The sequence below is a fragment of the Nonomuraea sp. CA-218870 genome (assembly GCF_050936535.1).
Classification (GTDB): domain Bacteria; phylum Actinomycetota; class Actinomycetes; order Streptosporangiales; family Streptosporangiaceae; genus Nonomuraea; species Nonomuraea corallina.
Map to the genome: position 1 here is coordinate 487,017 of NZ_JBNJMN010000001.1, position 16,730 is coordinate 503,746.

At 73.7% G+C, this 16,730-nt stretch carries 16 protein-coding genes and 1 pseudogene; 10 read left to right on the top strand and 7 right to left on the bottom strand.

Annotated features, from left to right (window positions below):
- Window positions 1-7 precede the first annotated feature (7 nt).
- Window positions 8-751, bottom strand: a complete 744-nt coding sequence (locus ACQEUU_RS02345) for a spheroidene monooxygenase (protein WP_433059605.1) — start codon at window positions 749-751, stop codon at window positions 8-10.
- Here ACQEUU_RS02345 and ACQEUU_RS02350 point away from each other — a divergent pair.
- Window positions 726-1,322: a glycerol-3-phosphate acyltransferase gene (locus ACQEUU_RS02350; protein WP_433059608.1), complete on the top strand. Its 597-nt coding sequence runs from the start codon at window positions 726-728 to the stop codon at window positions 1,320-1,322. The genes ACQEUU_RS02345 and ACQEUU_RS02350 overlap by 26 nt on opposite strands.
- Here ACQEUU_RS02350 and ACQEUU_RS02355 read toward each other — a convergent pair.
- From ACQEUU_RS02355 to ACQEUU_RS02365, 3 genes are read right to left on the bottom strand one after another with little or no spacing between them, the layout of a single operon-like run.
- Window positions 1,273-2,379: a glycosyltransferase gene (locus tag ACQEUU_RS02355; protein ID WP_433059610.1), complete on the bottom strand. Its 1,107-nt coding sequence runs from the start codon at window positions 2,377-2,379 to the stop codon at window positions 1,273-1,275. The two genes, ACQEUU_RS02350 and ACQEUU_RS02355, sit on opposite strands and share 50 nt — an antisense overlap.
- Before the next feature lie 26 nt (window positions 2,380-2,405).
- Window positions 2,406-3,872 carry a phytoene desaturase family protein gene (locus ACQEUU_RS02360; RefSeq protein ID WP_433059613.1) on the bottom strand — a complete coding sequence of 489 codons (1,467 nt, stop codon included), beginning with the start codon at window positions 3,870-3,872 and terminating at the stop codon, window positions 2,406-2,408.
- Window positions 3,860-4,633 (bottom strand): carotenoid biosynthesis protein, encoded by a 774-nt coding sequence (locus tag ACQEUU_RS02365; protein ID WP_433059616.1) that lies wholly within the window; start codon window positions 4,631-4,633, stop codon window positions 3,860-3,862. Before ACQEUU_RS02365 ends, ACQEUU_RS02360 begins: the two co-directional genes overlap by 13 nt.
- 173 nt (window positions 4,634-4,806) lie before the next feature.
- Here ACQEUU_RS02365 and ACQEUU_RS02370 point away from each other — a divergent pair, with 173 nt between their 5' ends.
- The 7 genes from ACQEUU_RS02370 to ACQEUU_RS02400 all read left to right on the top strand — a co-directional run bounded on the left by ACQEUU_RS02370 (window position 4,807) and on the right by ACQEUU_RS02400 (window position 8,761).
- Window positions 4,807-5,766: a YbgA family protein gene (locus ACQEUU_RS02370; RefSeq protein ID WP_433059619.1), complete on the top strand. Its 960-nt coding sequence runs from the start codon at window positions 4,807-4,809 to the stop codon at window positions 5,764-5,766.
- Window positions 5,767-5,802: 36 nt separating this feature from the next.
- A complete protein-coding gene (locus ACQEUU_RS02375) occupies window positions 5,803-6,201 on the top strand; it encodes a hypothetical protein (RefSeq protein ID WP_433059621.1) in 399 nt (132 codons plus the stop codon).
- Window positions 6,202-6,282: 81 nt separating this feature from the next.
- Window positions 6,283-6,513, top strand: a complete 231-nt coding sequence (locus tag ACQEUU_RS02380) for a DUF2945 domain-containing protein (RefSeq protein ID WP_433059623.1) — start codon at window positions 6,283-6,285, stop codon at window positions 6,511-6,513.
- Window positions 6,513-6,851, top strand: coding sequence for a DUF3140 domain-containing protein (locus tag ACQEUU_RS02385; RefSeq protein WP_433059625.1), 339 nt, complete (start codon window positions 6,513-6,515; stop codon window positions 6,849-6,851). Before ACQEUU_RS02380 ends, ACQEUU_RS02385 begins: the two co-directional genes overlap by 1 nt.
- Before the next feature lie 70 nt (window positions 6,852-6,921).
- Entirely contained in the window at window positions 6,922-7,371 is a 450-nt protein-coding gene (locus tag ACQEUU_RS02390; protein ID WP_433059628.1) for a hypothetical protein, read from the top strand.
- 77 nt (window positions 7,372-7,448) lie between these two features.
- Window positions 7,449-7,838, top strand: coding sequence for an ArsR/SmtB family transcription factor (locus ACQEUU_RS02395; RefSeq protein ID WP_433059630.1), 390 nt, complete (start codon window positions 7,449-7,451; stop codon window positions 7,836-7,838).
- Window positions 7,838-8,761 carry a cation diffusion facilitator family transporter gene (locus ACQEUU_RS02400; RefSeq protein WP_433059633.1) on the top strand — a complete coding sequence of 308 codons (924 nt, stop codon included), beginning with the start codon at window positions 7,838-7,840 and terminating at the stop codon, window positions 8,759-8,761. The genes ACQEUU_RS02395 and ACQEUU_RS02400 overlap by 1 nt, the downstream gene beginning before the upstream one ends.
- 6 nt (window positions 8,762-8,767) lie before the next feature.
- Here ACQEUU_RS02400 and ACQEUU_RS02405 read toward each other — a convergent pair whose 3' ends face one another.
- Together ACQEUU_RS02405 and ACQEUU_RS02410 are read right to left on the bottom strand one after the other, a co-directional pair.
- Window positions 8,768-12,919, bottom strand: coding sequence for a hypothetical protein (locus tag ACQEUU_RS02405; RefSeq protein WP_433059635.1), 4,152 nt, complete (start codon window positions 12,917-12,919; stop codon window positions 8,768-8,770).
- Between the two features lie 71 nt (window positions 12,920-12,990).
- Window positions 12,991-13,284: a trypco2 family protein gene (locus ACQEUU_RS02410; RefSeq protein ID WP_433059638.1), complete on the bottom strand. Its 294-nt coding sequence runs from the start codon at window positions 13,282-13,284 to the stop codon at window positions 12,991-12,993.
- 239 nt (window positions 13,285-13,523) lie between these two features.
- On the opposite strand from ACQEUU_RS02410, the gene ACQEUU_RS02415 reads away from it, so the two are divergent.
- Window positions 13,524-15,116 (top strand): hypothetical protein, encoded by a 1,593-nt coding sequence (locus tag ACQEUU_RS02415; RefSeq protein ID WP_433059640.1) that lies wholly within the window; start codon window positions 13,524-13,526, stop codon window positions 15,114-15,116.
- A 72-nt stretch (window positions 15,117-15,188) separates the two neighbouring features.
- A pseudogene (locus tag ACQEUU_RS02420) lies at window positions 15,189-15,728 on the top strand (ABC transporter ATP-binding protein); the annotation flags it as partial.
- Between the two features lie 202 nt (window positions 15,729-15,930).
- Here the strand turns inward: ACQEUU_RS02420 and ACQEUU_RS02425 are convergent.
- Window positions 15,931-16,644 carry an AfsR/SARP family transcriptional regulator gene (locus tag ACQEUU_RS02425; RefSeq protein WP_433072017.1) on the bottom strand — a complete coding sequence of 238 codons (714 nt, stop codon included), beginning with the start codon at window positions 16,642-16,644 and terminating at the stop codon, window positions 15,931-15,933.
- Window positions 16,645-16,730 lie beyond the last annotated feature (86 nt).

Genomic DNA, 16,730 nt, shown 5'->3' on the forward strand with positions numbered 1-16,730 from the left:
GACCGTCTCAGCGCAGCGGGTCGGCCCCGTCCCAGGTGCCTTCGGCGGCGTACGGGGTGAAGCGGGCGAACAGTTCCTCGGCGTACCAGTCGTCCGACCGCACCCGCTCGATCACCCGCCGGTGCGCCTCGCCCCGGTAGGCGAAGGCGCGCACCGCCTCCCGGTCCCGCCAGAGAGAGAACGTCGCCTGCCGGGCCAGCGGCCACTCGCCGACGCCGATCGAGGCCAGGCAGCCGTCCTGCCGCCGCAGCAGCTCGTCGACCGGCGGCACCGACCGGTAGAACGCGACCAGGCGGCGAGGCCGGATCGACGCCCTGGTGAGCACCGCCACCGGCCCCCCACCCGGCGGCGCCGCGCCGGCTTCGGCGCCCCTCCGGGTGTCCCCGGTGTCGCGGGTCGCCGGGGCGTGGAACGGGTCGCGGCCCGACCAGGCGCCGCGCGAGGCCGTCGGGGCGAGCCTCACCTGCCAGAACTCGGACGCCTCCGACCGCCAGCGATCCGCGATCGGCGAGTCGCGCAGGAAGGCGTCCAGATCGTCCTCGCCGCGCCAGACCGCGAACAGCGCCCACCGGCGCAGGTCGGCGCCCAGGGACATGGCCCGGCCCCTGCCGGTGCCGAGCAGCCGCCAGAACAGCAGCCCGCCGGCGCTTCGCAGCAGCGGCCGGTCGAAGGCCATGTGCCGCATCGCGCGGGCGCTGTCGTACCGGATGAGGTGGAAGGACGCGATGGTTGAGGTGCTGGTGTCGGTCATCGCCGGCTACCTGCTCGGCTCGGTGCCGGTGGCGGTCCTGGTGGCGCGGGCGCACGGCGTCGACCCGCGCGACGTCGGCGACCGCAACCCCGGGTACTGGAACGTCAAGGAGCAGCTCGGCCGGCGGGCGTCGGTGCCGGTGTTCGCCGGCGACCTGCTCAAGGGCACGCTGGCCGCCCTCGTGGGCCTCCTGGTCAGCGGCGGCCACACCGCCACGCTGGGGGTCGTCGCCGGGCCGAGCGTGCTGCCGGTGTACCTGGCGGTGGCGGCGGCCATGGTGGGCCACGCGTGGCCGGTGTTCGCGGGCTTCCGCGGCGGGCGGTCGATCCTGACCTTCGCGGGGGGCGTCGCGGTCATCTGTCCTCCGGCGTTCGTGCTGGCGATCACCGCGCTGGCGGTCACGGCCGTGGCGCTGAGATCGTTCGCGGTGGGGGCGCGCCTGGCGGTGTTCGGCGTGCCGGTGCTGCAACTGCTGTTCGCGCCGGTGGAGCTGGTGGCGGCCACCGGGCTGCTGATGTGCCTCATCGGCCTGCGCTTCGGCCAGGCCGCGCTGGCCGCCCGCCGCCGCTGACCTCCGGGTACGTACGACCACGCCAGGTCCGTACGGGACGCAGCGTCGCCTGGGTGAGCCGGAACGCGGCGGCGGGGTCGAGCAGCGGCGACAGCAGGAGTCCAGGACCGGGGTCGCGGTAGCTGCCGCGCAGCGCGCCCGCGAGCAGCAGCCGCACCGCCAGCAGCGCCGCGTCCAGGCGGGTGGCGCGGCCGGCCGCCAGGCGGAGCACCGGCAGGGCCCCGGTCAGCCAGACGACGGCCAGGTCGGCCGCCTGCCAGCCGGGGCCGGTGACGTCGCGCAGCGGGAGCGAGCGGCCCCACTCGCGCCACAGCTCGCCCACCGAGTCGTGCATGTCGACCTCCAGCAGGCCGCCCGCGTCCAGGAAGCCGACCGTCCAGCCCCGCCCCGCCAGGGACCGGGCCAGCGCCACGTCGTCGGTCATCCGATCGCGTACCAGCGCGAACCCATCCACATCGGTCATCCGGGCCCGCCGGAAGGCCATGCACTGACCGTTGGCGACGGTGCGGTGCGGCGGCGGCGGGCTCGCGGGGCCGACCGGCCCGAACCGGTAGACCAGCGTCGCCAGCATGGAGGCGTGCAGCGCCTGTTCCAGTACGCCGTCGCAGACGAACCGGGGGCCCGCGCTCACCAGGTCGTAGCGCTCCAGCGTGGCCGCGAGCGCGCCGAATAGTCCGGGCCCGGGCCGCGTGTCGGCGTCCAGCGTGACCACGACCTCGCCGCCGGCCGCCGCCACCCCCTGGCGCAGCGCCCACTGCTTGCCCACCCAGCCGCCGGGCAACGGCTCGGCGGTGACGACCTTGGCCCCGGCCGCCGCCGCGACCTCGGCCGTACCGTCGCTGGAGCCGTCGTCGACCACGACCACCTCGGTGACGGCGGGGTCGCCGAGCGCGGCCCGCAGGCACGGCCCGATCCTGGCCGCCTCGTCGCGAGCGGGGATCACCACGGAGATCGTCACGTCCGCGTCGCCGCGCGGCCGGAGCGGCGGAAGCCGCCGCCGGCCCCGCGCGAGCCTGGCCAGCGCCACGCCGGCGGCGACCGCCTGCGCAACCGTCAACGGCCTCATTCGCATCCACCGCCTCGTCACGACCCACCTCGCATGCCGGTCGTCGTGGCCTGGCCTGGGCGGAAGTCCTGGGTCACCAGGTCGGCCACGATGCGGGCGCCCAGGGTCACCATGGGCAGCCCGCCGCCCGGGTGCGCGGAGCCGCCGACCAGGTACAGGCCGCGCCGGGGGCCGCGGTTGCCGGGGCGCAGGAAGGCCGACGTCCGGCCCCGGTAGGCGCTGCCGTAGATGGCGCCGCCCCAGGCCCCGTAACGATCGCGCAGGTCCGCCGGGGTGAAGACGTCGGCGAAGCGCAGCCGGCCCGCCAGGTCGTGCCCGCGCTCGGCCAGCCGTTCCAGGACCAGGTCCCGGTACGCGTCCACGCTGATCGGCCACCGGCCGGGGTCGCGGGCGGGCACGTTGACCAGCATCGTCCAGTTCTCCGCGCCCGCCGGGGCCTGCGTCGGGTCGTCCACCGCCGAGCAGCCGACGTAGATCGTCGGGTCGAGCGGCGGGCGACCGCGGTCGAAGATGTCGGCGAACTCCCGTGCGTAGTCCGCCGAGAACAGCACCGAGTGGTGCGGCAGCCCGGGCGTGCGCCCCTCCACGCCGGCCAGCACCAGCAGCGCCGACGACGAGCGCCCCAGCCGGGCGATCCGGCGCAGCCGCCCACGATCGGGCAGTAGGCGGCCGTAAAGCGCGGCGGCGTCGGTGTTGGCCACCACGACGTCGGCCCGGACCCGCTCCCCGCTCGCCAGCCGCACCCCGGTGACGGCGGAGCCGCCGGCCTCGACCGCCTCGACGGGCTCGGACAGGAACACCTGCACGCCCGCGGCCTTCAGCAGCAGGCCCAGGTCGTCGGCCAGCCGGGCCAGGCCGCCCGGCGCGTACCAGACGCCCTGGCCGTGCTCCAGCGCGGGGACGCACCCCAGCGCGGCGGGCGCGCGGTACGGGCTGGACCCGGCGTAGGTGGCGTAGCGGCCGACGTACTGCCGCAGCCGGGCGTCACGGAAGTGGCGGCGGGCCAGGCCGTCGAGCGTGCGCGCGGGCGCCACGGCCAGCAGGTCGGAGAGCCGGGCCTCGCCGGGGCGCCGGATCAGCGGCCCGGCGAACACCGTACGGTTCGCCGCGTCCAGCGCGCCGCGGGCCCAGTCGTGGAAGGCGCGCCAGGCCCGCCCCTCGCCCGGGGCCAGCCGCTCCACCGCCTCGGCCATGCGCTCGGGGTCGCGGTGGGCGTCCAGCTCCGTGCCGTCGGCGAACCGGTACCGGCACAGCGGGTCCGGTTCGATCAGGTCGCGTTCCAGCCCCAGCTCACGGAAGAGGCCGGGCATGGTCAGCAGCGACGGCCCGAGGGAGAAGGTGAACCCGTCACGGTGGTGCTCGGCCAGCTTGCCGCCCAGCCGGGGCAGCTGCTCGTACAGCCGCACCTCGTGTCCCCGCCGGGCCAGCAGCAGCGCGCACGCCATTCCGCCCACGCCGCCGCCGATCACCGTCACCTCTGCCATGTCCGCCTCCAGGCCAGCGCGGCGAACGCGCCCATCGTGATCCCGCCGGCCGCCGCCACCAGCGGGTCGGTCGGGTCGAACACCGCGGCGAAGGCGACCGTCTCCATGACCGCCATGACCGTGTACAGCGCGAGCAGCCCGCGCCCCGGCGGGGCGTCGCCGCCGATGCGCCCGACGATCAGCATGACCACGGCCGACACCAGCAGCCAGCCGGCGAAGTTGCTCAGCGGGATGCCCCGGTAGAAGCCGTCGTCCGCCGCCCACGTCCACAGGCCGAGGCGGACCATCTGCGGGTCGAGGAACAGGTCCCACGCCGTCATCGCGGCCGCGCCCACGCAGACCCGCGCCCAGCCGCCGGACGGGACGACGGCGGCGGCCACCGCGTACGCCGCGAGCCCCATGCCGCCCCACGCCACCGCCACCACGAGGGGCACGCCGCCCACCTGCGGCCACAGCACGTCGCTGTAGGCGTACGCGCCGAACGGGAAGCCGGTCAGCACCCCGACCACCTCGGCCGCGTACCCGGTCAGCACGGCCGCGCCGAACGCGGCCAGCGCCCTGCGCGTCCCCCACGCGCCGGCGGCGAAGGCGACGGCGGACACGGCGAGCACCGCGACGATCAGCCCGGTGAACCGTTCCGGCCGCGCGGCCAGACCGGACGCCACCTGCAGGCCGACCATGGTCAGCAGGGACAGGACTCCCAGCGCGCGTGCCGGCCCGAGGGCCACGCGTCCCGCCTGTTCGCTTCTCGTCTGTTCCACACACTGTCTTTCGAAGCCGTCGCGATCACGGATGCACGTGCCCGGTGGCGTGCCAAACGAGCGTCATGCCCGTCCGAGCATCGGGGCAAGATTCCCCCGCGCGCCGCCGTGACCTGGGAGGACGCCGGCGGCGGGGTGGCGTGCGACCGGCCGTCGTGGGCAGCTGTGGGGGCATGGCTGAGGACCAGCGCCTGGGCAGGCCGCGGGTGGCGGTGTCGAGCTGCCTACTCGGCGAGCGCGTACGGCACAACGGCAATCACAGCCGGTCCCGTTACCTCACCGACGACCTGAAGCCGTTCGTCGACTGGGTGCCGATCTGCCCGGAGATGGAGATCGGCCTCGGGACGCCCCGCGAGTCGATGCGGCTCGAACAGTCCCCCGGCGGCCCCCGGCTCATGACCCGCACCAGCCGCCGCGACCTCACCCCCGCCATGACGGAGCTGGCCGCCGAGCGGTCCGCCCGGCTGGACGTCGACGGGTACGTGTTCAAGGCCAAGAGCCCGAGCTGCGGCATCCACGGCATCCCGCTCTACGCCGGGAGCACGGCCCTGTCCCGGCAGCACCGGGGGCTGTTCGCCGACGCGGTGATCGAGGCCCATCCGCTGCTGCCGGTCGAGGACGAGGGCCGGCTCAACGACGCCGTGCTGCGTGAGGCGTTCACCGAGCGGATCTTCGCCCTCGCGCGGCTGCGTGAGCTGCTGGAGAGCGACTGGCGGCCCCGCGACCTGGTGGCGTTCCAGTCCCGGCACAAGATGCAGCTGCTCGCGCACTCTCCCGTGGGCTACCGCGAGACCGGCCGCGTGGTCGCCGAGGCGGGCACCCGCCCGCGTGAGGAGCTCGCCGGCGCGTACGGGACGGCGTTCCGCACCGCGATGGCGGTCCGGGTGTCGATCGGGCGCAACGTCAACGTCCTGCAGCACTGCCTGGGCATGCTCGGCGACGAGCTCGACCCGGTGCGCCGCGCCGACCTGGCCGAGGTCATCGGCTCCTACCGGGCGCGCCGGGTGGCGCTCAGCGTGCCGCTCGCCCTGCTGCGCCACCACGCCCGCGGCGAGGCCGCGACCTACGTCCAGGAGCAGACCTTCTTCTCCCCGTACCCGGACGAGCTGGGCCTGCGCAACCACGTCGCGTGACGGTTTGGCGGTCCGGCGTCCGGGCAGGCCACGGCCATGGAGCAGACGCGGTTCGACTTCGCCTTCGACAGCCGCTTCGGCCCGTGGCTGGGGATGCTGGGGATCCGGCCGGGCAACAGCTACGTCCTGGTGACCGAGGAGGCGCTGCGGGTGCGGTTCGGGCCCTGGGAGGTGGCGTCCCCGCTGGCGAACGTGACCGACGTGAGCGTGACCGGCCCGTACTCGGCGATCAGGGCGATCGGCGTGCGTGTGTCGCTGGCCGACCGCGGGCTGACCTTCGGTTCCGGCGTGCGCGAGGGCGTGTGCGTGCGGTTCCGGCAGCCGGTGCGCGGCAGCGAGCCGCTGGGGCTGGTGCGTCATCCCGGGCTCACCGTCACCGTCGCCGACTGTGCCGCTCTGGCCGACCGGCTGCGGCGGCTCGTCCGCACGGCGTGAGGCCGACGCCTTGACGCGATGATGGGGATATCCAGGACCGCGCCCGGGCGTGTCGGCGCGGACGCGGGTAGGGCGCCGCTCATGACGAAGAAGCGGAAGGACGAGCCTTCGGTGGGCGACGAGGTCACCTGGAAGAGCCACGGCTCCACCGCCCACGGCAAGGTCGAGAAGAAGCTCACCCGCAGGCAGCGCGAGGCCGGGCGCACGGTGGCCGCCTCGCCCGACGATCCGCAGTACGTGGTGCGCAGCGAGAAGAGCGGCAGGAAGGCCGTGCACAGGCCGTCGGCGCTGCGCCAGGAGAAGGACTCCTGATGACCGAGGAGGAGCGGCGGGCCGTCGTCGCCGAGTTCGACCGGGCGGTCAACATGACCGCCCGCGAGCTGGAGGGCTGGCTGGCCACGGACGAGTCCCGGGCGGTGGGCCAGAAGGACGACGGCGGCGAGTCCACCGGGCACGCGTCCGGCCGCAGGATCGTCGAGCTCCTGCGCGCCAGGCGGTCGGCTCTCACCGATCAGGACTACGCGCACATGCGCAAGGTGGTCGGCTACGTGCACCGGCACCTGGCGCAGCGGCCCTCAGGCGACGTCCGGGAGACCCGCTGGCGCTACTCGCTGATGAACTGGGGCCACGACCCGCTCAAGTCCGGATGAGTCGAACCTCGCGGCGCGGGCTGCGTATCTCTGAGAGAAGAGAGCTCGGTCCGCGCACCGAAGGGGCACCATGACGATTCATCCCGGCAAGTTGCTCGGCGTCGCCTGCGCCGTGGTCCTGGGCGCGTCACTCAGCGCCTGCGGGGCGTCGGAGACGGGGGCGCGGCCCCCGGCGGCCCATCACGCCCACGCGGCCCCGGCGCCGGCCGGCGGTCCTCCGGCGCCCGCCGCCGCACAGGCGAGCGTCGAACAGCTCGGCGCGGCTCTCGGCTGCCCCCGGCCGAGCGTGCAGATCGACGCCGAGGAGCTGCGGCAGGCCGCCTGTCAGACCTCCAGCAACCGCGCCACCCTGGTCACCTTCGCGACGGGCAAGGGCCAGCGCGACTGGCTGGACGCCGCCCAGCCGTACGGGGGCAGCTATCTGGTGGGCGAGCGCTGGGTGGTCGTCTCCGAGCCGCCGGTACTGGAGAGCCTGCGCACCCGGCTGGGCGGCGTCATCGAGTCGACGCGGCACCACTGAGCGCCGCCCGGGGTTCTTGACAGGCGAGCCGGGGCGTCAATTACCTTGTACATATGAATAGGTCTTCAGATGAAGGCGTGTTGTCGATCGACGGCTGCGTCGTCAAGGTGGTCGACGCCGACCGGGTCGCCGCCGTGCGTGAGCGGATGCCCGACGCCGAAGACCTGATCGACACCGCGGACGTCTTCGGCCTGCTGTCGGACCCCAACCGGCTCCGGCTGCTGGTCGCGCTGCTCGACGGCGAGCTGTGCGTGTGCGACCTCGCGGCGGTGACCGGCCAGAGCGAGTCCGCCGTCTCCCACGCCCTGCGCCTGCTGCGCGCCCACCGCATCGTGGCCGCCCGCCGCTCCGGGCGGATGGCCTACTACCGGCTGGAAGACCCGCACGTGCGGATGCTGCTGGACCTCGCCCTGGCCCACATCCAGCACACCGAGGCGATCCACCCCGAACGCGACGGGGGCGAGTGATGGGCCACGGCCACGGGCACGGCCACGGGCACGGCCACGGCCACGGGCACGCGGGCGGCCGCCACCGCTGGCGCCTGGCGGTCTCCTTCGCCCTGATCGGCGCCTTCTTCCTGGTCGAGCTGGCCTACGGCCTCCTCTCCGGCTCGCTGGCGCTGCTGTCGGACGCCGGTCACATGGCCGCCGACGTGGTCACCCTCGGCGCGGCGCTGGTCGCCACGAGGATCGCCACCCGCCCCGACACCACCGGCCGGCGCAGCTACGGCTCCTACCGCGCCGAGGTGTTCGCCTCCCTGCTGGCCGTGGTCCTCATGCTCGTCGTCGCCGTCTACGTGGCGGCCGAGGCGATCGGCCGCATCGGCGCCCCCGCCGAGGTCTCCTCCGGCCCGATGCTGGTCGTCGGCGCCATCGGGCTGGCCGTCAACCTGGTGGCCCTGCTGCTGCTGCGCGCCGGGGCCGCCGAGAGCCTCAACGTCAAGGGCGCCTACCTGGAGGTCGTGGCCGACACCGCCGGCTCCGTCGGCGTCATCGTCGCCGGCTGGCTGGTGGCCTCCACCGGCCAGTCCTCCTGGGACACCGTCGTCGCCCTGGCGATCGGCGTCTTCGTCGCCGTCCGGGCCGTGGCACTCGGGCGACAGGTCTTCGCCGTGCTCGGCCAGCACGTGCCCGAGGGAATCGACGCCACCGCCGTGGCCGGCGACCTGGCCGCCATCGACGGCGTACGGGACGTGCACGACCTGCACCTGTGGACGCTCACCTCCGGCATGAACGTCGCCACCGCCCACCTGGTCACCGCCGACCAGAGCGACCACCACGCGGTGCTCGACCAGGCGCGCGACCTGCTGCTCAGGCGGCACGGCGTGGCCCACGCCACCCTCCAGGTCGAGCCCGCCGACCACAGCGGCTGCGACGAGCTGGGCTGGTGACCCCCATCAGGACGTGAGCACCTCGACGGCCACGCCGAACGACTGAGGGTCGGCCTCGCGCAGCGGCCCCAGCGCCGCGGTCCAGGCGGGCCCGGCCAGCACCTGCGCCAGCAGGCGACGGGCGTGGCCGGGAACGACGCCCTTGGACAGGGCGATCAGGATCTGGGCGCGGCGTTCCGGGTCCTCGACCGCCGACGCCATGCCGGCGACCTTGCCGGCCAGCGGCGCGGCCGCGTCGAACCCCCGGCCGTCCGCGATCGCCTTCACCAGATCGGCGAAGGCCGACAGCTGCTGGTCCGGGTTGGTGACCCGGCCGGGCAGCAGGCTCTCCGCCCGCTCGGCCACGTCCGGCACGACGATCCCACCGGGGTCGGCCCTCGTCACCGCGGTGTACGCGCGAGCCAGGTGATCGGCCAAGGGGATGTGCCTGCGGGCGATCGAGGCGGCCTCGGCCGGCTCGCCGCCGTCCGCCAGCGCCTTCACCAGCGTGACGTACGCGCGCGCCCGGTCGCCCGTCGCCCTGATCTCGTCCAGCAGTCGCAGGGCGCGTGGCACCTGCCCGCGCAGGGCGAAGGCGGCTGCCAGGTCTCCCAGCGCGCCGGCCCGGTCCTGTCCTGGCGGGAGTTCGCCGATCAGCCGCCGGGCCTGGCCGGGGTGACCGAGGCGGATGAAGAGTCTCACCAGCGCCATGAGGAGGCTGGTGCGCCGGCCGGAGGCGGGGAGCCGGCGGACGAGTTCCTCGGCCTCGCCGGCCAGCTCGTGTGCCGAACCGGCCCTGCCCTGGTCGGCGGCCACCTTGGCGAGCCCGACCAGCGCCTGCGCGCGCTGGTCCGGCGACCAGCGAAGCTGGTGCAGCAGGCGTCTGGCCCGCGCCGGCGACCCGCGTGCGGCCACGGTCTCGATCAGCCCGACCCAGCACTGCGCCCGCCGGTCGGCGTGGGGGATCTTCTTCACCACGGCCATGGCCCGGTCCAGGTCGGGGAGCTTGCCGACCAGCGTGGTGAGGGCCTGCGCCCGGCTGTCCTCGGGCAGCGACAGGGCGAGCCGCTCGGCGCGGTCGAACTCTCCTCGACCGGCGAGCGACTCGGCCACTGCCGCCAGCGCTCTGTCCTGCTCGTCGTGGCCGGCAAGCCTGGCCCTGGCCAGGGCCTCGGCTTGGCCGGGGTGCTGCCTGGCGATCACCTTGACCAGGTCGACCAACATCCGCGCCCGGATGGCCGGCTCGGGGATCGCGCAGGCCAGGGTCTCGGCGAGCGCGGGATCCTCGACCGCCTCCGCGAGCGCCACCAGCGGCCGCGTCCTCTGCGCGCCGGACGTGGCGGAACGGGCCTGTGCCTCCGCCTCCTCGGCCAGCTCACGCGCCCGCTCGACGTCACCGCGATCCAGCGCCGCACCGCCCGCGGCGCTCAGCGCCCGGCTCCGCTGGTGGTGGCCGCCGATCGAGCGGACCACCTCCTCGGCCCGAGGGTCCCCGCAGACCGCGAAGGCCCGGACCACGGCGACCAGCGCCCGCTCGGCCCAGTTCTGCGAGGCCTGCTTGCGCGCAGCCTGCTTGCGCGCGGGCTCCTTCCGCGCGGCCTGCTTGCGCGCGAGGACCTCCGCCTGCTCGACCACCTCCACCGCCCACTCCCGGTCACCCCGCCGGGCGATGCCTTCCGCGACGGCCGCCAGCGCCTGAGCACGCAGGGCCGACGTCGGGACGGACGAGGCCACCTCGATGGCGCGCTCCAGGTCACCGTCGCCGACGAGGCCGCCGGCCAGCGCTTTCAGCACCTGGAATCGCTCGTACACGGTCGGCGCCTTCTCCGCCAGGTCCCTCGCCCGTGGGAGTTCGCCGCAGCGGGCCATGACCTCCACCAGCGTGGCCAGCGCCCAGCTCTGCGTGCCGTCGCCGACGATCACCTCCGCCGTGGCCTCCGCCCGCCGCAGGACGGCCCGCGCCAGGTCGAGGTCGTCGGCCGCGGCCTGCCGGGCGATAGCGCTCAACGCCCGCACCCGCTGGTCCGCGAGCGGGATCCGGTCGGCGAGGCTCTCCGCCCGCGCCAGGTCGCCGCAGGCGACGGCCGCCTCGACCAGAGCGGCCAGCGTCCTGGCCTGGAGGCGCGGGTCCACCGCCGTCCGGGTCACTTCCTCGGCCCGGTCGAGCAGCCGGCGCGAAGCGGGCCGGCACGCTCTCGCGATCATTCCCAGGGCCCACGCCCGCCTCTCCGGCTCGCCGATCGTGTCGGCGAGCGCCTCCGCCGCGACCGGCTCCCCCCGGCCGGCCAGCTCCCACGCGACCCCGGCGGTCGCCCAGGCCCGCCGCCCCGGGTGATGGATGGTCCGGGCGAGCGCCTCGGCCTTGACCAGCTCGCCCTCCTGGGCCAGGACCCGCGTCACTTCCGCCAGCGCATCAGCCTGCTCACCCGGGTCGGCGATCGACCGGGCCAGCGATTCGGCGTGGGTGGCCTGACCCAGCCTGACCCAGAGCACGAGCAGCTCATCCGGCCAGCGCGGGGCGGCGCCGCCCACCCGGTCGCGGGCGACGGCCAGACGGACGAGATCCCCCAGGCCGGGCTCGGGCTGATCGCGGATGACGTCCTGAGCGGCGGCGATCTCGCGGAGGGCCGCCGCCTGACCGCCTATGAGACGGCTCATCCGGCCTTGGCGGGCCGGGTCCAACGCGTGGTCCACCAGCCGCGCGCCGGTCAGCAGCCTCCGGTACGAGGTGAGCAGGTAAGCCGGCGTGTCCTCCGGCCACCCCTGCGCCCGGTAGGAGTCCGCCCACTCGTGGATGCGTGCCCGATGGCCGTCGAGATCCCCGCCGAGCTTCTGTTCGGCTGTCCGGAGCAGCGTCTCGTGAGCGAACGCGTAGCTCTCGGTGTCCGTCGCGAAGCCGAAGATGTTGCTGTCGAGCAGGTCCTTGATCTCGTACCGGCTCAGGCCCGTCAGCGTGGCGAGGTCTTCCGGGGTGAGCCCGCCCCGGGCGGCGGCGAGGAGGCCGAGCAGCGCGTCGTTCCGGTGGACGTGCAGCCACCAGTCGAGCTCCTTCCTGGCCTCCAGTTCGAGATGCTGGGCGTACGGGGTCGATCTCAGCGTCCTGACCCGGCACCGGTGCAGGGGATGGTCGGCCCGGAGTCTCAGATGGAGGCCGGGGTTCGGACGACTGGTGACGAGCACGCCCACGTTCGCGGGGAGGATGCGCGGGAGCTGAAGGGCGATGGCGGGGTCCTCGTCCAGCCCGTCCACGACCAGCACCAGGCGTTCCCCGTTGTCCCGGCAGCGTTCGGCCGCGCTTTCCAGCAGGTGGTGGAAGGCTCCCGGTGAGTGCGGCTCCTCGGCGATGGCCGCGAGTTGCTCGCCCACGACCTGGAGGAAGTCGTCCTGACGGCCCAGGCGGTTGACCGCGAAGTACGCCGCCACCCGCACGCCGGGCGGCGGGTCGAGCACGAAGGCGGACGTCAGGGCGGTCTTGCCCGACCACGGCTCGCCCTGCCAGCGCAGATACGTCTCGTCGCCCGTACAGAAGGATGTCAGCTCGTCCAGTTCGCGGTCGCGGTCACGTAACCCACCGTCCGGCGCCAGATCGCGGACCTGCGCCGCGTACGCGCCGAGGTCCCGGCCGGGCGGCTTGTTGACGCTCTCAGGCCGGTGCCAGCCGATCTTTTTCCGGTGTTCGGGCGTCAGGTCCCAGTCGGCCCGTTGAGCCGTGAGATGCCGCGCGCCCTCTTCCAGGTGCACCTCTTTGATGATTCCGACGAGCCGCTTGCGCGCGAAGAGGGCGGCGCCCGACATGCCTTGCCAGGCCGTACCGAACGGGTCCTCGGCGGGCGGGTTGTCGATCGAGACCTGCAAGGTTCCGGTCCGGATGTTCGACAGCGGGTAGATCGAACCGATCAGTTGAAAGCTGTCCCGCCACTCCTCTCGGAACTTGAACGAGGGGAACCCGAGTGCCTCGCAGGCCACCTTGCCGCCGCGCGGCTCCACAAGGCCGTAGCGGGTCGTCTCCACCTCGTCCTCAAGGCCGACGTGGAGCGCGGCGAGATCGCCCTCACTCCAGAGGAACCGCGCGGCCACCTTGCGCTCGGGTTGGAAAAAACGCACCGAGATGGCCTCGTCGTCCCCGACCACGTACCCCTTGACCACGTGTGCGGCGGTCAGGACGACGTCCGACGTCACCCGATAACCGGAACCGTAGGCTTTCTCGCCCTCGGGCAGTTTGACGATGATCTGCGCGACTCGCTCGGGCTTCAGTCTTCGCCCTCCCTCGCCCTGCCACCGATCTGGACGGAGCCACCCTTGTTCTTGGGCTCCAGGGTGAGCTTCACCCTGTGGGTCCTGGCCTCGATCTCCTTGGCGTCCGCCCCGGCCTCCACCACCCAGAACTTGACCTTGCCGTTGGCCGCCGCCTCCTCGGTGACCATGACCGTGATCTCCAGCTCAATGGACCCCACGGCGAACTGGAGCGCCTCCCCCTGGGCTGCTCGAACCGCCCGGGTCAGCTCGCGGCGCAGTTCACTGACGACCGTGGACAGTTCAAGCACTGATCCTCCCGAGCAAGGGTTTCGTGGAATCATGCCGAGTAAACCGTAAGTTGATCGATACGGTCAGGGTGGGCATCTTGGGAATCTCCGGCAGCCGCGTGGTCGTTACCGAACCGATCTCATCCTCGGCGACGCGGCCCATCACGCTCCATCTGCCCCCTGGACCCGAGGACCACGTCTCCGCGGTCCTGGACACCTGGACAGGCCAGGGTCTCTCGATCTCCGACCGGCGCTCTTCGATGCGGTTCGAGGCGGGCGACAATCCCGACGCCCTCATCTATTACGTGGTGCTGTCCGAGTTCGTCAACCGATGGGTCGCCGTCCACGTCAACCAGGTGCCCCTGGACTTCCAGCGGATCTACGAGGAGAGCCGGAGCCTGCCCGACGCCGGCAAACCGGGGGAGTTTCTGAAGTGGGCCCAGGTCGGCGGTGAGGATCCCGGCCACATGCCGCACGTGGTCGTCGAGACCGAGGCGGATCTCATCCCGCGGACGGTGTCGCTGATCCGCTACACGGCACGGCTGCGCATGGTCCCGCCCACCCGGACGAAGGCCGCCTTCGTCTGCTTCGCCCGCGTGGCGGGGATCCGCCTGGCCCGCCAGAAACGACTCCCCTTCCTCTCCACCGGCCGCGAACCCGAACCGGTTCGCAAGCAGTCGCCCGACCAGGGCATCGACCTCGAGCACATCCGGATGAGCGTCACCCCGCGCAGAAAGGTCGATCCGCCGACCACGTACGACCTCGTCCCGCGCAGCGGGAGCCGAGAGGGTTACCGGACCCTGGCCGAGGCGAACGCCACACCGATCGAGGCGATCCTGCGCCGGCTGGGGTCCTCCCCGACCGGCGACGACCCCGTCGTGTGGACGTGCCCGCGCGTCGTCGCCCGTCACCTCGACAACCCGAGACCCTCGATGCGGATCCGGAAGAACCGGGTCCTGTGCACCGGCTGCGACACCGCCCACCTCACTCCGGTGGAACTCGTGGCCGGGACGCTGGACATCACCCCGGACGAGGCCGCCTCTCTCATCCTCCGGCCGGACTACGTCATCGACCGCCCGGTGCCCGGCTACCGCCGGCCGGAACTGGTCTCCCCGCCGCTCCCCGGAACCCTCGTCACCGCCTACATCTCCGCAGACCGGCCCGACAGGTTCGACGGCGTGATCTACGACGCGGGCATCGGACATCCGCGAGAGGCGATCATCTGGCGCCCCGACACGGCCAATCTTCCCCCGGACGTCTCACCGGTCGAGCTGAAGCCGGGTGACACCGTCACCGCCCTCGTCACAGAAGTCCAGGAATCAGCCGCGTGCCAGCTCTCCATCACCTCGCCCGCGCTGGCGGCGCGCACCCTCGCCTCGCAGGTCCCGGAGATCATCGACGGCTCGGTGGTGGTCATGGCGGTCGCGCGGATGATGAACAGCCGCACCAAGCTGGCGGTGGCTCCGACGGAGGAACGGTTGAACGCGGTGGGCGCGGCGCTCGGCAAACGCGACAACCATTACCACCTCCACGCGGCGCACCGCCTGCTCAACAGGCACAGACTGGGCGACCCTCCCGACACGTGGGAAAGACTGGAGATCATCGCCTACTCCGCCGACCTGCGGACCTATCTGATGAACGCCATGCGCCCGACCAAGGTGATCGACTGCCGGATCCGGGGGAACAACGCGGTGGTCACCGTGACGCCCCTCCAGTATCGAGGCGGCGTCGGACGAGGCGGACTCAACGCGCAACTCGCCGGGCAACTCACCGGTCTCTACGTCGAGGTGGCGCCCGACGGCACCGACCTCGGCGCCCGGACACCACCGGACCGGCCAGGACGTCACGCCTGAGGTTTCATCGGACGCGGCCCGCTGAAACCGCCGCGAGGGGGCCGTGAAACCGGCGGCGCCGATGGTGTGGCCATGAACATCACAGAACTCGGCCGTACCGGGGACGGCGCCGCGCCCCCCGGCGGTACGGAACAGGCGGTGCTCGCGGCGGGGCTGGTCAAGGCGTTCGGCGAGCAGCGCGCCGTGGACGGGATCGACCTGGAGGTGCGGTCCGGCGAGATCTTCGGCGTCCTCGGGCCGAACGGCGCCGGCAAGACCACGATGCTGCGGATGCTGTCGACCCTGCTGCCGATCGACGCGGGCCACGCGCGGATCTTCGGCGTCGACGTGGCCGGCGAGCCGCACGTGATCCGCCAGCTCGTGGGCGTCACCGGGCAGTACGCGTCGGTGGACGAGAACCTGACCGCGCGCGAGAACCTGTGGCTCTTCGCCCGCCTGCAGAGCATCCCGTCCTCGCGGGCCCGGCGGATCGCCGACGAGCTGCTCGGCCAGTTCGGCCTGGAGGAGTCCGCGGACCAGCCGCTCGCGCAGTTCTCCGGCGGGATGCGGCGCCGCCTCGACCTGGCCGCCAGCCTGATCACCAGACCGCCGCTGATCTTCCTGGACGAGCCGACCACCGGCCTCGACCCGCGTACCCGCGGCCAGATGTGGGCCACGATCCGCGGCCTGGTCGCCGACGGCTGCACGGTCCTGCTGACCACGCAGTATCTCGACGAGGCCGACCAGCTCGCCGATCGGATCGCCGTCATCGACCACGGCCGCAAGGTCGCCGAAGGGCCGGACAGCCTCGCCACGAGCGCCCGCGCCTCGCCGATCAGGGCGGTCCCGCGCCGGTCGCCGTACCCGGCGCGGACGCGGGCCGCTCCAGAGCGGAGGCGACACCCCGCACCGCGGCCTCGCTGCGCAGCAGGCAGGCGAGCAGCTCCTCGTCGCGGGGGCGGCCGGCCGCCGCCTCCTCCAACAGCGGCAGCGCCCCCTCGTGATCGCCGGAGCGGGACCGCGCGACGGCCACCAGCCGCCGCGCCTCAGCCAGCCGCCCAGCGGCGACGGCCCGCAACTCCCCCAGCGCCCCCAGGCCTTCTCGCAACCCGGCCCCACCCGCAGCCGCCTCCACGCCGCATGTGCCCGCCGCCTGCGGCCCGCCGGTCACGAGCCCCATCGCCTCTTCCGCGAGCCGCCGCGCCCCCGCCACGTCGTCGGCGGCCAGCGCGACCCGGGCCCGCTCGACCAGCACCCCCAGCAGCAGCGCGTCCACCTGCTCGGCGGTCAGCCCAAGCCGGTAACCCCGCTCGGTGCGCAGCACGACGTCGGCGGCGGTCGCGGCCCTGGTCCGCGAGACGACCACCTGAAGCGCCTTCACAGGGTTCGCCGGAGGCTCGTCCGGCCATAACTCCTCCACCAGGCGCTCATGACCGGCGCCCGCCCGCCCGTGCAGAACGAGCACCGCCAGCAAGGTCCGTGCGCGGTCCCCGACCACCCGCGCCCCCCGCCAGCGGACACCGTCGAGCAAGGTCAGCACCGGAGCCACGGTCTTAGCTTACGGACGCCGGCCGGCTTCGGACGTGCCGGCGACCTTCGACCCGAGGCCCGTCGGCCGACGAGCGGCGAACCCAG

Bases quoted from the DNA above. Each gene is read 5' to 3' on its own strand.
- ACQEUU_RS02350 (WP_433059608.1), top strand. From the start codon at position 726: ATGGTTGAGGTGCTGGTGTCGGTCATCGCCGGCTACCTGCTCGGCTCG.
- ACQEUU_RS02345 (WP_433059605.1), bottom strand. From the start codon at position 751: ATGACCGACACCAGCACCTCAACCATCGCGTCCTTCCACCTCATCCGG.
- ACQEUU_RS02360 (WP_433059613.1), bottom strand. From the start codon at position 3,872: ATGGCAGAGGTGACGGTGATCGGCGGCGGCGTGGGCGGAATGGCGTGC.
- ACQEUU_RS02370 (WP_433059619.1), top strand. From the start codon at position 4,807: ATGGCTGAGGACCAGCGCCTGGGCAGGCCGCGGGTGGCGGTGTCGAGC.
- ACQEUU_RS02375 (WP_433059621.1), top strand. From the start codon at position 5,803: ATGGAGCAGACGCGGTTCGACTTCGCCTTCGACAGCCGCTTCGGCCCG.
- ACQEUU_RS02380 (WP_433059623.1), top strand. From the start codon at position 6,283: ATGACGAAGAAGCGGAAGGACGAGCCTTCGGTGGGCGACGAGGTCACC.
- ACQEUU_RS02385 (WP_433059625.1), top strand. From the start codon at position 6,513: ATGACCGAGGAGGAGCGGCGGGCCGTCGTCGCCGAGTTCGACCGGGCG.
- ACQEUU_RS02390 (WP_433059628.1), top strand. From the start codon at position 6,922: ATGACGATTCATCCCGGCAAGTTGCTCGGCGTCGCCTGCGCCGTGGTC.
- ACQEUU_RS02400 (WP_433059633.1), top strand. From the start codon at position 7,838: ATGGGCCACGGCCACGGGCACGGCCACGGGCACGGCCACGGCCACGGG.
- ACQEUU_RS02415 (WP_433059640.1), top strand. From the start codon at position 13,524: ATGCGGTTCGAGGCGGGCGACAATCCCGACGCCCTCATCTATTACGTG.